Genomic DNA, 14,840 nt, shown 5'->3' on the forward strand with positions numbered 1-14,840 from the left:
AAAGACGAGTTCATAAGAACTCGTCATACACTTTATTTATTTTCCTGTCTACTTGACAGGGTGCACTTCACGTAACTTATATGTTACATTTCGGTTGTTCAACCAAAAAAATAAGCTCGCCTGCATCACGCAAGCGAGCTTTTCTACTATATTTTACTCTTCAATACCATCGTGGGAAGAATACCATGCTCCCACTGCCATCAATATTAGTGCAATAAAATAAGTAACTTCTGGCATCTGACCAAAAATTAGAATAGACAGGAAAGATGCAATGAATGGAGAAACAGCATAATAAGCGCTGGTTCTTGCCGCCCCAAGAAGGCGTTGAGCATGGACATAAAAATAAATACTTAGTCCATAAGACACAATTCCTAAAGCCATAACCGCAATGACGCTCCAAAGATTCATCAATCTCTCACCAAGCACTAAACCAATTACGATAGAGCCAATTCCAGAAAATATTCCCTTTAACAAGACAATCTCTAACGGATCACAGGAAGAAAGTTTTCTGGTGCAATTATTTTCCAATCCCCAGAAAACAGCAGCCAATAATACAAATAAAGAACCATAGGAAAACTCTAGACTCGAAAAATCTTCAAAAGACAAGATAACACTAGAAAAGGTTACGAAAAGAATTCCTATCCATAACCGTTTACTGATACGTTCTTTAAAAACTACTAACGCAATCAGCGCAGTCGCAACAATCTCAAAATTATTTAACAAAGAGGCATTCGCAGCAGTTGTTGCGCTTAGCCCTATCAACAAACAGATTGGCGCTGCTATATCTAATAAAATCATAGCAACCGTATACGGCAATTCGGCTTTACTGAGATGAATCTCAGTGGTTTCCGCTTGTCTCACTCTTCTTAAAACTGCAATCAAGCTCATTCCAACACCCGCACCTAAATATAAAAATCCTGCCATTAATGTGGGTGGCATTTCATTTAATAATACTTTTGAAAAAGGAGAACTCACCGCATATAGTACTGCAGCAAGTATCGCCATGATTATCCCCTTCCGCATCTCTTGTTTCATATACTCACCCCTTGAAATCTAATAATAAATACTGTATATTTTGTACACTATCGAACACTTTGTATCGTAATTATATAGAATTATAATTTTTCAAAACAACAGTCATTTTAGTATTTCTGTAAGATAACGAACATTTTTAATAAATTGTACGGAGGATTCTTCCTATGGATCGACGACAACAAAAATCACGAAAAGCTATTTTTGAAGCTTTTAGTCTTCTTTTAGAAAAGAAGCGTTACAGTAAAATTACTGTGCAAGACATTATCGATACCGCCAATGTTGGACGGAGCACTTTTTACGCACACTTCGAGACAAAAGACGAATTATTAAACGCTATTTGCGAAGAGATTTTTGACCATATCTTCGAAAGTCTTCACACTGACGATTCATGCACTTTAAAGGATCGAAACAGCGCATTATCCAGTAAACTCTCTCATCTATTATGGCATCTACGAGAGCAAAAAAATAAGATTAGCGCATTTCTGATTGATGAAAACAGTGAACTCTTTTTAAGATACTTTAAGCAACACTTAACCATTCTTTTTGCTGATTTTTCTAACAGCGCAAATAAATCCATCCCTAAGGCGTTCGTCACTAATCATTATGTGACGAGTTTTGCGGAAACTGTCAAATGGTGGTCGAGTAACGGAATGTCTCTTCCTCCAGAAGTGGTTGTTGAGTATTATATGCAATTAATTCGTTAATCCTTTCGCTATTTCTTTCGACAAAGAAGCTCGCCTGCACCACGCAAGCGAGCTTTTCTACTATATAAATAAAATTATTGAATTGGTCCTAAGAGAATATTTGCCCACGCATCATGTAATGACTCTTGGTCACTTGGTTGGAACAAGCCAGCCAACACATCGCGGTATAAGCGAGATAATTCTGTACGGTTGAAGTATGAACTTCCCCCGCTAGCACGAACGATTTCTTCCACGGCTTTCTTCGATACTTCCACTGAACGGTTCTTAATAGAAGATAAACGAGGCAACCAGATGAAGCTATATTCTGTGCTTGCTTCTAGCGTGTCGCTCAATTCGTTAATTTGTGGTTGAATGCCGTCTAGTATAATCGCCGCTTCCGCAATTCTCCAGCGAATGTTTTTATCGTTGGCATAAGGCGCATCATTGGATACAGAGTGACGTTTCTTCACTGTCTCTACCCCGATTTCTAGCGCACGTTTCCCGATACCAAAGTACGTTGCCGCTAGTAAAATTTCGAAGTACGCGAAAATACCGAATACCACTGGATCAAAGCTTGGTCCAGGAGCCACTTTCGTTAAAATTTGCTCCTCTGCCGCGAAGATGCCTTTTAACTCAACGCTGTTTGATTGCGTCGCACGCATGCCCATTGTATCCCAGTCGTCTTTTACGATAAACGTTTCTTTGTCTGGTGTTAAATACGCGAATACTGAGAGTGGTGACTCGCCTGTATTATCTTGCCCAAATGAAACCAACTTGTCGCAATATTTTCCCATAGATAAGAAGACTTTCTTGCCGTAAAAACGATACGCGCCGCCCTCTTCCGGACGAGCTTCAGAAATCGAACCGAATAACACGCGGTCATTCGAAGGTTCAGAAATCCCAAACGCCAACAACTTGCCTTCTGCAGCATCGCGAAGGATTTGTTCTCCCTTCTTGTTGCCAAAACGAACCATGTGCTTGCCAAGGCCGACAATAATTTGGTGCATGTTCACCCCAAGCGCAGTCCCTGGAGCCGCCATCGCAAGACGCGTTTGTTCTTGCGCAATCTCTTTTAATGAGAGACCGAATCCGCCGTACTCTTTTGGCACGAACGCTTTCAAGTATCCCGCCTCTTTTAGCGCTGCATAGTCTTCCGCAGGCCACACATTCTCTTTGTCATAACGCGGTGCACGCTCATGAATTTCTTGTAATAACTCTTCCGATAAAAACATAAAAAGCCTCCTTAATATCTTATACAACGATAGTATAAAATATTAAGGAGACCGTGGCAAAATTTAAGTTGCCTATCTAATCGATATTATTCTATTTAATGTACTTCTTAAATACTTTTCTCATTTTTATAACTTGATCAAGTACTTCATTCATTAATTCTGGATAATTTTCTTGATTTTCAAAGTCTAACCCATCCATTAGATAACGAATTCTTGAAGCTTTTTTACCGTCTAATCTTTGCCAATCGAATGTTAACCCTGTCTCGTCTTCTATTTGTTCTCGCAAAGCATATAATTGATCAAATAAAGTTTTATCATTCTGAATATAAACCTCAATACCTACTGCTTTTTCTTTTGTGTTTAGAGTTATTGATAAATTAGCTTTAGAACTTCCTAAGCTAACATTATACCAATGATTCGTTGTAGCTTTACATATGTTAATAGGTTTGTCTCTTTCTTTAATAACCTCATTAAACTGAGTCCAGAAGTTCAAGCGTTCTGATTCTATAAATGTTAATTCTCCACTCCTTGAATTTCCTTTTGTTGTTTTTACAAAATCGTTAGGTTTTTCAACAACTTCAAATTTAGGTGCAGGCAATGAATCTCCAATTTTATAAGCATGGATTTCAATTAGGAAAAATGACACATCTTCTGTTGTTTTACTGTTTAGCCACTCGATTGCACTCCGATGTTCTTCGCGAGCTTCCTTAACAATCCAAATAACAACCGTTGCCTCTAGACCTGAAGCATAAGTAATAATTTTCCCTAAATGATCGTGATTTGTCGCTTCTAACTGATTCTCAATAATGATCTTTGCTCCACTAGTTTCATCCTGTGCAACTAGATCACATCTGTATGCACCAACAAAAACTTCTTTTCTAATTTCAGCAAAAGTTACTCCAACTTCATCCCCAAGCATTTCTATGTTTTCTTCTTTTGCTAACCATTCAGAGAAATTATATTGCTCATGCTTCCATAATTCTCTCACATCTACTTCTTTCAACTTTCCAAATTCCAAAGTAATCCCCCTCAAATTGATATAAATTTATACACTTAATAATTAAACCCTTCACACTGAAGTATACCACTTTAAACCAGTTTATACACCCTTTTCTAAAGAAAAAGCCCGCCGTTATCACGACTGACTTTTGTAGGTTCTTTATTTTGCCGATTCATACTGGAAAATCTTAACAACAGTCCAGACAAGGCCGATAGAAAGTGTAATGTGGCCGAGACCGGACATCCCTGCTAGAGCACCATTGCTCACGAGTTGTTGCCCTTCGCTCACGACTTCGTAAATCCCGATAATCGCCATCATGACAATCGAGAAAGTCAATCCTCTATGTAGATATAGATTGGTTTCTTCAACGTAGCAATGCGATCTACATCATATCCTTTTGTTAAAAGATAGAAAATGAGGGGCAACACGAATCCTAGAACTAAAGTATGCACGTATAATTTCCCAAGATGTGTCTCGGCTGTAAAGCCATAGAGCTTCGTGAATTTCCTTCTTTCTCTAAATATATTATTTCTGTTGCAGTGATGCGAATTATTCAAGTTTTTCTACTAAGTAAAGTCTATACTATGCCATCATCATATCATAGTGTGCTTGATGACCCATTTTAACAAAAATTTCCTTAAAAACCACTTTATATCGTTCAGTTGAATCTGTATAACTATCAATATATAAATCATCTGGAATAGAATGCGAACCGTCATTAATCCAACTTATCAGCGAACGGCATATCATCTTATTCTCCAGCGTATCAAAGGAATTAATAATTTCTTCATCAATATCCTTACCTAATATACTAAAATAATTTTCTAGAATTCTTCTCATGATGTTTTGCGCGGTAACTAAAGATGCCGTTGTATTTGTTTTTAATTCTTGCCATAGAAGTTCATAAGAAGTTTTTATAGGATTATGCTTTTCAAATGACCTTACTGACGTTATATTATTGTCTTTACTAATAATCCAATAATTAACATCATTCAATATTTTTGTTCTTCCATCAACAAAGGACGCCTCTTTATGAAAGAAAACATTATGTGTAAGAATAAAAATTTGTTCAACATCTGATTTACCATCACGAATATCTTTAATCAATGATTTTACCATCGAACTTACTATATAAAGAACTGTACTATCTAGACTAGATATTGGATCATCTAAAACTAAAACCTTCTTTGAAGATACTTTAGATGCATCCATTGATCCTTTAGCAAACTGAAGAAAATACAAAAACGATATAAAAGTTTCTTCCCCCTCGCTTAATGTGTTTGTGGCAAGCGTCCCATCCAATCTCTGTATTTGATAAAAATTCTCTTTTGCAGGCGATGGAACAATTTGAAAATTCGTAAAGCCATAAGCATTTAGTGAGCGATTGATTTCATCAACCGTTGGTTGCACACTTGTAATATTCTTTCCTGCTTCAAAAATTTTATTTTTCAACTCTTCTAATTGTTCTTTACAAGAATCAATACCTTTTTGAATTCCTTGCTTTGCTTTTTCAAAAGAATTTAAACTTTTAAGATAACTACTAATTAACGCCTCTTGCTCATCCATTAAAAATTCCCAAACAGCATCAACTAGTTTTTTCTTTTCATCATTATAGTTATCAACTATATTATTATGATTAATAATATTTGTATTGGCATTGGAAATCATAGCTAATAACTCACTTACTATTTCTTGACTTTCCCCGAGTATTATCTTTTTACTGGGTTCTTTTTCTTTCGATAACATTTTTTCCAATGTGATAGCAAACTGCATTTCCAATGTTTCTAACAAAGTATTGTATTTCGAGATATCTAACTCCCCACAACTAACCATAAATTCATTGCTGGCAACACTGCTAAAACTAGAAAACAACGCTTCCGATAAACTTTGATATTTCTCAGTCAAACTTTTTATATGTTGGATATCTCTTTCATATTCGCCACTAAAAAAAGTGTTTAGTTGTTGTTCTAGATCTTCTGTGATTGTTTTTTGCTGGCAGAAAGGACATATGCCGTTCTCACTAATATATGAACGACCTTTATTAACCCAATCTGCATTGTCAAGAGATCTAATAAGTTTGGAAATAGGAACATCTTGATTACCTACCACTATCTTTCCCCAAATTAAATCCTTTTCAATCTTTGTAAGCTCACAAAGCAATTCTTCAACTTCCATATTAACAGTATTATACTTTTCAGGTTTTCTTGAAAACAATGTGTTTGAGAGTCTAATTAACGATTCTCTTGTTTCTCTTGAAGAATGTGTTTTATTATATCTTTTTAAAACTTCATCTCTAAATTTTTCTTTATTACCTCTCAAACCACTAAATGCTTCTTGAAAATCATTTTCATTTTGCTTAAAAATTGTATTCCAGACAGTATCCCTAAAATTATCTTTAAATTGTTTTTCCTCTTCTTTTTTCTTATTTAAACTATTCTCTCTAATTGAGTACTCCTCTTGCTTTTTATCCCGTATCTTTTTCATTTCTTCAAGTTCTTGTATATCTTCAATTGTTGCCTCCCCCAGTGTGAATATCCCATCTATATCCTCTTTAAAATGGCGGTTACGGAAATCTCTATTATAAACAACAACGTCCATACATGTATTATTTCCCCAATTAATCTCACACATAGAATATTTTGGATCTGTTTGATTATACAAAAAGTTACTAATTGTAGATTTGCCACTCCCATTAGGGCCATAAAAAAAATTAATTTTTTGACAATTTTCAATAATAGCACCTTCTAAGGGATATGTAGCACAGCTTTTCATGCTGATTGATTTAATCATATTTCCTCCTCTTTCCATTTCCAAACAACTATTCATATGGACCTGTTTTACAATAAAGATATCAGAAGTTATGGGCACTTAAGTAAATTAAAATTATATCTAAATGTTTGCTAAATAAATTATTTGTTAAATCTCAAAAATTGACTTTAGGAAATTTAGAGTAGTGACATAGTTCTTTTTAAATCCTAAACCTCATACTTTCCAGTCGTATCTTTTAACAAATCCTCATGGCAATTTAAAGTTTGCAGAGGATCTAATTCCATTTCATGATACTTGTCAAACACTTCATATAAATAACTGTAATTGATTTTATTCTCTATACTCTTTTTGAGTGAATCTGTATCCAGTGAAATACTATTCATTCCAGCAATGGTTTCTTCATCTCTAGTATAAAAATTTTAGAACCTCCCTACTCCCACTCAATTGTAGCCGGCGGTTTGCTCGTGATGTCGTAGACGACGCGGTTGACGTGGGCTACTTCGTTGACGATGCGGGCGCTGATGGTTTGCAGCACTTCCCAAGGGATGCGAGCAAAGTCACTCGTCATGCCGTCGATACTCGTTACGGCACGGATTCCGATCGTGTAGTCGTACGTTCTACCGTCTCCCATTACCCCAACGCTGCGGATGCCTGGAAGCACCGTGAAGTATTGCCATACGTCTCGTTCAAGGCCGTTTTTGGCGATTTCTTCGCGTAAGATAGCGTCAGATTCGCGGACGATTTCAAGTTTTTCTTCGGTCACTTCCCCAAGCACGCGGATTCCAAGCCCTGGTCCTGGGAACGGTTGGCGCCATACGATAGAGTCTGGCATGCCAAGCGCCGTTCCAAGTGCGCGCACTTCGTCTTTGAAGAGTGTGTTCAATGGTTCGATCAGTTCGAATTGCATATCCTCTGGAAGTCCCCCTACGTTATGGTGAGACTTAATGGTTTGCGCTGTTTTCGTTCCGGATTCGATGATATCTGTGTAAAGCGTTCCTTGCGCAAGGAAATCCACGTTCGTGAGTTTTGCCGCTTCGTCGTCGAATACGTACACGAACTCATTTCCGATAATCTTCCGTTTTTCTTCAGGGTCGCTTACGCCTTTTAGTTTCGATAGGAAACGTTCCTGCGCGTTCACGCGGATAATATTGAGGCCAAATTTACCAGAGAGGCTCTCCATCACTTGGTCGCCTTCCCCTTTACGAAGCAAGCCGTGGTCTACGAAAATACAGATGAGTTGGTCACCGATTGCTTTTTGCAAGAGAACCCCAACGACACTTGAATCTACCCCGCCAGATAGCCCAAGTAAGACTTTCTTATGACCCACTTTTTCGCGAATTTTCGCAATTTCCATTTCAATAAAGCTGTCCATCGACCAGTCGCCTGTTGCCCCACAAATATCGAATACGAAGTTACGAAGCATGTCGTTTCCGTGAATACTGTGACGCACTTCTGGATGGAACTGTACGCCGTAAATGCGACGTTCTTGATTTTCAAAAGCCGCAAATGGCGTGTGCGCATTCGAAGCCGTCACGCTGAACCCTTCAGGAATCGCAGTAATACGGTCTCCGTGGCTCATGAGTACCTCTTCCTCTTCAGCTAACCCTTTAAAAATGCCTGAAGTCGTGTTAAAGACATCGACTTTCGCAGAACCATATTCACGCGTTGTAGACGATTCTACCTTCCCACCGAACAGATGCGTTGTCAGTTGCATCCCGTAGCAAATCCCAAGCACTGGAATTCCCAATTCAAAAATCGCAGGATCCACGGTAAAAGCATCCTCTGCATAAACGCTATGTGGTCCCCCTGAGAAAATAATCCCTTTTACGTTGCCGTGTGCCTTAATTTCTTCGGCTGTAATATCGTTGTGTAGCAACTCGCTGAACACACCAAATTCACGAATACGGCGCGTAATCAACTGATTGTACTGACTACCGAAGTCGAGCACGATAATCTTTTCTAATGAAGTGGTTTGAGCTGTCATAAGAGGCCTCCTTAGTTTTAGTTCTTTTTCATTGTAACAGAAAAGCACGAAAATTACTTTAAAAAACTGAATTTTTTGTTCGGATTTTTCAGGCCCGTTTTCCGCGTCACACCAAGCTTTCATTCGGATATATAAATTAGTATATAGAGTGTACACTCAATCGATGCAACCTTTACAAACATTATCAAATCAACGTTTCTACATGTTGACATGACGTTCAAAAATTGTGTTTTAATTTTTTGAAATGTAGCATATATGCTACAGTAGCAAATATGCTACATTTTGCTTTTTAACAAAAAACTAGCCAATAGACGTACTACTGGCTAGAGATTGATTTATTTCTTTTCAATTAATTCTTGATACATTTCAAATAGTTTTGCTACTGTTTCACTTTCAGTTAAGAAAGTATCTTTGCCATCTACCTTTTTAATCATTCCATACGCTTTCATAACTGCAATGTCATTCGCTTGATGAGCTTTACGTAATTCAACTGGCATTGTTAATTCATGATATAAATCTGCTAAAGAGCAATCTGGATATAACGCACGTGCATCTAATATCCCTTGTGCCGTATTAGCAATAAATTGTTTCTGTTCCTCTGTAACTGTTGGCCATGGGAAGTTGTTATAAACAATTTTAGCAGAATAACGATAATCTGACTTAAGCCTTCCAGCAACTGTGCGCATCCATGCCATATGGACATTGGATGTTAGAATGCCAAAGTCGTAGAGTGTGGCATCTTCAATAATTGTTGCAGAATTAGTCGGAATAACTTCACCATCTAAAAATCCAATTGGTATATATCTTCTGTTTTCCGACGATGTGCTTGGCACAATAATGTATGAGTCAGGATTCTTTTGTTCTCTAAAAATAGTAGGAGTCTCTGCTAATTTCTGTCTATCTGCTGCACCTGCTAACCTAGCTTGACGGCAGAGCTCGATTCGTTCCATAACAAGAGGCATCGAACGTAACTCCTTAGGTGAAACATCTACTAACCATAGACAATAGCGGTCTTTATTATTAATGAATTCTGCGGCGCCGGTCAATCGTTTAATGTATTTTTTAGCTTTAGGTTCGTGTCTAATGAAATCAGCATATTCTTCTGCTTCAATAATTAGATGTCCACCATCTGCAGGACGATTCCCAGTAGTCATTTTAGTCACTGGACAAATTGGATTGCTAATATTTTCTATAAATACAGTTTTCCCTTGTTTTAAGTAAGGATTTATTTCATCGACTAATTCAATGTTTTCCCCATTAAACAAAAATTTAGTACCATTATTTTCAGTACATGAAAAACCGATAATTACACAATGAACAGCCGCCTTGTCTTTAGCCTCACTGTTCCATTTAAACGTTTGGTGTGCAAAATCAATTTGAATTCCAAATCGTTCATAGAGTGGCCTCCAGACACTGGCTACTTGCTCTCCTTGTGTAATTGAGTTGGTTGATACCAAGGCAGTGCGGATAGATGTATTCTGCATAATCTGGCTCGCCTTAAAATACCAAGCAGAAACAAAATCAATTTTCCCAGCTGTTTTATATGGTTTCCCAGTTTCATCAACATATACACTCAATAAGTCAGCTTTTTGTTTAGGTGATTGAAGTGAATACCCTAAAAATGGTGGGTTACCAATGATATAACTTAATTTATCTTTTGGAATAATTTCCTCCCAATTAAGACTCAATGCATTTCCTTCTACAATATTGCTGTATGACTTGATTGGAAGAAAATCAATATTCGAATATACAATGCTCATTGTTTCTTCCAACATTTGACTTTCTGCAATCCACAATGCAGCATTCGCAACAGATACCGCAAAATCGTTAATCTCAATGCCGTATAACTGACTGATTTTAACTTTTACTAAATCATACCCAACATCAAGAAGTACTGTATCCCCTACATATAATTTAATAGCTTCATTTTCCAATCGTCTAAGTGACAAATAAGTTTCTGTTAAGAAGTTTCCCGAACCACAAGCAGGGTCAAAGAATACCAAGCGAGATAGTTTTTCTTGGAATTGTTGAGCACGATTTTTCAAGGTAGCAGGTTGTTTAATTTGTCTGATTTCATTTAATTCTTCTTTCAATGCATCTAAAAACAACGGATCAATCACTTTATGGATATTTTCAATTGATGTATAGTGCATACCACCGCTACGTCGAGTTTCCGGATTCAATGTAGATTCGAATACCGCTCCAAAAATTGTAGGACTAATCTCCGACCAGTCGAAACTTGAAGAAGCGTGTTCTAAGATTGATTCACGTAATTCATCAGTAAACTGTGGTACCTCAAGGTTATTTTCAGCAAACATTCCACCGTTAACATATGGGAATGCAGATAATTCATCATCTAGATACGGATCACGCTCATCAATTGGTGTATTTAACACATTAAATAAATCCAGCAATCCACGTCTAAAATCACGACTAGAAAAACGTGCTAAATAATCATGGAACATAGTCTTCTTGCCAAACATTCCCGCATCTTCTGCATAAAAGCAGAAAACCAATCGAACAATTAGCTGATTCATCGCATGGAGACTCTCTGGATTATCAGGATTTTTGTACTGTTTTAGAAGTCCTGAATAGATTTCTCTAACAATCTCTCCTGCCTCCATCGAAATGGCCATTTCACGTTCAAGATGCTCATTGGTTGTACCAACTATAAATTCAAGCCTATAAGCTTCTTTTTCTAAATCTTCTAAGCGAATAACAGTAGGTTCTCCATGAGGTTTTTCCATGTCGTATACGTAAAATTCTTTGAAATTGCATGTAATAATCCAACGTGGTTGTTTTGAATAAGGTAAATTTGCTGAATAACGTTTTGCCTGTTGAAAAGGCGTTAAAAACGAACCATCTGATTGCTTAATCGCCTTTGAAAGATTTTTATTTGCTCCTTTTTGTTCAATTAGAACTTTGGTAGCGTCGATATAACCATCCATAAAACTTGTATGGTCCATCATTACAGTATCTTCAAACTTAATATATTCAGAAGGATTTTCAATTCCATATACGGATCGCAATAAATCTAACCAAAACGATTGCGTATCTTGACGTTCGTTCCCTCTATTTCCCCATCTTTCAATGAATGCTTTAGCTTGTTTTTGTTGCTCCTTTAAATTCATTTATCCTACCCCTAATCAATTTTTGAGTTCATTGGTATTATATCAAATACTCATCCTTGAAACCTTACTTTTTTCAATTTAATTTTGATATTCGCAAAACAAATAATTTAAATATTCCCTTATATTTTTAAACTTACTTACAATGTAACAAAAAAACTAGCCAATAGACATGCTACTGGCTAGAAATTGTATTCATTTAACATTTTTCAAGAATTACCGTTCTTGCTTTGTCCTCGGTATCGCCACTTTCATCAAACCCATCATACGGAGCTTTCGGATCTTGCACTTTCGGTTTGCGCCTCAAGGCATTGCAGATTTCATCCACATGACGAAATGCAAACTCAAAATCATCTGTCCATCCGGTATGACCTGTAATGATTTTTAGCGAAAGATTTCTCTTTCTGAGCTTTTCTTCTAGTCGTTTCAACGATACACTTTGTAATTTTCTATCTTCTGCGAGCGTGTTTAAAAACGCATAACCACCGTCTGCACCAAACCAAATCGTGTCTCCAGTAAACAAATACCCATCATCGATTAAATACACTAAATGTCCCCACGTATGACCAGGCACAAGGAAGGCTTCGATTTTAATATCGTGAATATAGAAAATCTCCCCATCTTCTATCAATGTTTTGTCATTTTCGATATGCACTTGTGGAAGTTTATACAGTCCCCAATACACTTTGCGACGAACTCGGCCTTCCAAATACTCATTCTCCACACGGCCTACATAAATCTTTGCCGTTTTAAATAACTCCTGGCTATCCACTTCAATCGCTCCAACGTGATCCGTATCCTGGTGCGTAATAATAATCTCCTTGATACTTTCCGGTCGAATATCGAGCCACCGCATTTTTTCGGAAAGCCTGTCATAGTTATACCCTGCATCAATCATAATCGTGTAACCGTCTTTAGTGTAAAAGTAAATATTGGCCACATATTCTCGGATACAACTCACTCTTTCGTCGATATGCCCCGTGTTTAGTGGTTTGAAAATTTCCTTTCCTCTAAACATAAACGACATGAACTTTTGTTGCTTTAAAGAATCCTTTTTCGCCATCGCTATCACCTTGATTCTTTTGTCTTGGCGATTCTAAAATCAAATTTTCTTGAGCGGAATCCATCGATTCACTCTCGCGCAATAGTCCTTATAGGCTTCACCGTGTAGTTCGTAGAGCCATTTTTCCTCGGTATTTCGAATCACAACGGTTAATATCACCCACTGAATTGGAATAAGAATCAGCAACCACACATTATGCATGGTTAGGATACTCCCAATGCCGCAGAGCCACCACGAAAAGTAAATCGGATTGCGTGTGCGCGCATAAATTCCAGACGTCTTGAGTTCATTGTTTTGGATGCTCGTATCAATATCTGACTTCACCACGCTAAGCCACCAGATTCTCGTCGCAACGAACATTAAGATGAATCCAATTAAATCAAACAAATCTTTGAATCCACCCTTTAATAGTCCACTCTGGAGCACTGACTGACGCAACATCCATCCAGTCAAATTCATCGCCATTATACAAACCACGAGATACGGCCCAACACCATAAGTCGGCAATTTTTGATGTTTATCTTGATCACTTTTTAAGTACATGTCCTCACCTCATTGTTAAAGAAACCATACTACAAGCTACAATTTTTCACCTACATTTTACCACTACTATTCCGCGTTTTAAACAGGATTTTGAGCTTTTAAAAATTAAATTTTTAGAGCCGTCGTAGATGTATTCTTTCTTACGATTCCCCGTACTCTTACTAAGAATCCCGTACCGCTTCACCTACAAAAACAGTGCACACATAATTTTGTACAAAAAATAAATCGATTACGAAAAAACGAGCGGATTTTATAATCGCAGTAATGGGGGATAGCAACCAATGTGAATTACTGACTCTAGGGTGTAACCCGTAGAGTCAGTTTGAAGCTTGGTAGAGATTGAGACGTAGGCTCAATCCGGTGCCCCATTACAGCGACTATAAACAAATCCGCAAGGATTTTGAGTAATCGATGTACCTAATATTTCTTTATTTGCACAAAATCTATATGATGTCCCACTGTTTTATGTAGGATGAAGTCGGCGCGGGTTTTCGTTGGTAAGATGTATTCCTTAAGGTTCTTCAGGTTAGTCTTCTGCCACACATCTTTCGCCATCGCAATCGCATCCGCACGATTCCCAATCGCATATTGATAGTAATAGTTATCCGGCTGTGTTTTCGCACGGTCCATCAATAATTCGAAACGCTCCAAGTACCATTGCTCAATCAGCGTAGCGTCGGCATCCACGAAAATCGACCAGTCGAAGAAATCACTCACGTAAATTTCACGATTTGGCGGTAGTTGCAACACATTAATCCCCTCAACAATCAAGATGTCAGGCGACTCAATCGTCTGCACTTCCCCGGGCACAATATCGTAAATCTCATGCGAATATACCGGCGCATCCACGCTTGGATTTCCCGTCTTCACTTCGAGTAAGAAATGAACGAGAGCTTCCATATCATAACTTTCCGGGAACCCCTTGCGATCTAAAATACCGCGGTTAATCAACTCTTGCGTCGGTAATAAGAATCCGTCCGTTGTCATTAGGAACACGCGCTTATCCGGATAGCGTTGTTGCAGCATCGTTTGCATCAAGCGGGCAGTCGTACTCTTCCCAACGGCCACACTCCCTGACACCCCGATAATAAACGGCACTGTCTTCTTCGTTTGATGAAGAAATTGTTGTTCCTCTGTGCGTAATTCAATATGTTTTTTAAAGTACAAATCGAAATAATCGAGCATTGGCACATACACTTCTTGCACGTCCTGTAGGGAAATGCGGTCGTTTAATGAAGTTAAGTGCGCAAGTTCTTCTCTCGTCATTGTGAATGGATGTGCGCCTTCGTACTGGCTCCAATCACTTCTTTGAATTTTGTAATACGTCTCGTTTTCTTTCAACGGATTCGTCTCCTTCAGCTACTGAGTCCTATTCTTGAATTGTACCATAAGTTGAACACGGT

General features: G+C 37.8%; 10 protein-coding genes and 1 pseudogene. 1 reads left to right on the forward strand and 10 read right to left on the reverse strand.

Annotated elements, in window-relative coordinates:
- Positions 1 to 153 precede the first annotated feature (153 nt).
- On the reverse strand, positions 154 to 1,035 hold the full coding sequence (locus O3798_RS02740; protein WP_371463110.1) for a DMT family transporter: 882 nt from the start codon (positions 1,033 to 1,035) through the stop codon (positions 154 to 156).
- A 164-nt stretch (positions 1,036 to 1,199) separates the two neighbouring features.
- On the opposite strand from O3798_RS02740, the gene O3798_RS02745 reads away from it, so the two are divergent.
- A complete protein-coding gene (locus tag O3798_RS02745; protein ID WP_048783802.1) occupies positions 1,200 to 1,739 on the forward strand; it encodes a TetR/AcrR family transcriptional regulator in 540 nt (179 codons plus the stop codon).
- Between the two features lie 74 nt (positions 1,740 to 1,813).
- Here the strand turns inward: O3798_RS02745 and O3798_RS02750 are convergent, their stop codons facing one another.
- The 9 genes and pseudogenes from O3798_RS02750 to coaA form a co-directional block, all read right to left on the reverse strand.
- Positions 1,814 to 2,950 (reverse strand): acyl-CoA dehydrogenase family protein, encoded by a 1,137-nt coding sequence (locus tag O3798_RS02750; RefSeq protein ID WP_371463112.1) that lies wholly within the window; start codon positions 2,948 to 2,950, stop codon positions 1,814 to 1,816.
- Positions 2,951 to 3,041: 91 nt separating this feature from the next.
- Entirely contained in the window at positions 3,042 to 3,968 is a 927-nt protein-coding gene (locus tag O3798_RS02755; protein WP_371463114.1) for a DUF4268 domain-containing protein, read from the reverse strand.
- 141 nt (positions 3,969 to 4,109) lie between these two features.
- Positions 4,110 to 4,402, reverse strand: a pseudogene (locus O3798_RS02760) (DUF2871 family protein).
- 130 nt (positions 4,403 to 4,532) lie between these two features.
- Entirely contained in the window at positions 4,533 to 6,740 is a 2,208-nt protein-coding gene (locus O3798_RS02765; RefSeq protein WP_371463116.1) for an AAA family ATPase, read from the reverse strand.
- Between the two features lie 409 nt (positions 6,741 to 7,149).
- Positions 7,150 to 8,703: a glutamine-hydrolyzing GMP synthase gene (gene guaA / locus O3798_RS02770; RefSeq protein ID WP_371463118.1), complete on the reverse strand. Its 1,554-nt coding sequence runs from the start codon at positions 8,701 to 8,703 to the stop codon at positions 7,150 to 7,152.
- A 335-nt stretch (positions 8,704 to 9,038) separates the two neighbouring features.
- Positions 9,039 to 11,834, reverse strand: coding sequence for a DNA methyltransferase (locus tag O3798_RS02775; RefSeq protein WP_371463119.1), 2,796 nt, complete (start codon positions 11,832 to 11,834; stop codon positions 9,039 to 9,041).
- 196 nt (positions 11,835 to 12,030) lie between these two features.
- Positions 12,031 to 12,894: an MBL fold metallo-hydrolase gene (locus O3798_RS02780; RefSeq protein WP_371463121.1), complete on the reverse strand. Its 864-nt coding sequence runs from the start codon at positions 12,892 to 12,894 to the stop codon at positions 12,031 to 12,033.
- Positions 12,895 to 12,933: 39 nt separating this feature from the next.
- Positions 12,934 to 13,437: an isoprenylcysteine carboxylmethyltransferase family protein gene (locus O3798_RS02785; RefSeq protein ID WP_371463122.1), complete on the reverse strand. Its 504-nt coding sequence runs from the start codon at positions 13,435 to 13,437 to the stop codon at positions 12,934 to 12,936.
- 417 nt (positions 13,438 to 13,854) lie between these two features.
- Positions 13,855 to 14,778 carry a type I pantothenate kinase gene (coaA, locus tag O3798_RS02790; RefSeq protein WP_371463124.1) on the reverse strand — a complete coding sequence of 308 codons (924 nt, stop codon included), beginning with the start codon at positions 14,776 to 14,778 and terminating at the stop codon, positions 13,855 to 13,857.
- Between the last annotated feature and the right edge of the window lie 62 nt (positions 14,779 to 14,840).

Origin of the sequence: Granulicatella sp. 20925_1_45 (assembly GCF_041433555.1) — a bacterium.
Lineage (GTDB): Bacteria > Bacillota > Bacilli > Lactobacillales > Aerococcaceae > Granulicatella.

Excerpts from the sequence above, each read along its gene's own strand:
- O3798_RS02765 (WP_371463116.1), bottom strand. The coding sequence starts at position 6,740 with ATGATTAAATCAATCAGCATGAAAAGCTGTGCTACATATCCCTTAGAA.
- O3798_RS02775 (WP_371463119.1), bottom strand. The coding sequence starts at position 11,834 with ATGAATTTAAAGGAGCAACAAAAACAAGCTAAAGCATTCATTGAAAGA.
- O3798_RS02745 (WP_048783802.1), top strand. The coding sequence starts at position 1,200 with ATGGATCGACGACAACAAAAATCACGAAAAGCTATTTTTGAAGCTTTT.
- guaA (WP_371463118.1), bottom strand. The coding sequence starts at position 8,703 with ATGACAGCTCAAACCACTTCATTAGAAAAGATTATCGTGCTCGACTTC.
- O3798_RS02785 (WP_371463122.1), bottom strand. The coding sequence starts at position 13,437 with ATGTACTTAAAAAGTGATCAAGATAAACATCAAAAATTGCCGACTTAT.
- O3798_RS02780 (WP_371463121.1), bottom strand. The coding sequence starts at position 12,894 with ATGGCGAAAAAGGATTCTTTAAAGCAACAAAAGTTCATGTCGTTTATG.
- O3798_RS02750 (WP_371463112.1), bottom strand. The coding sequence starts at position 2,950 with ATGTTTTTATCGGAAGAGTTATTACAAGAAATTCATGAGCGTGCACCG.
- O3798_RS02740 (WP_371463110.1), bottom strand. The coding sequence starts at position 1,035 with ATGAAACAAGAGATGCGGAAGGGGATAATCATGGCGATACTTGCTGCA.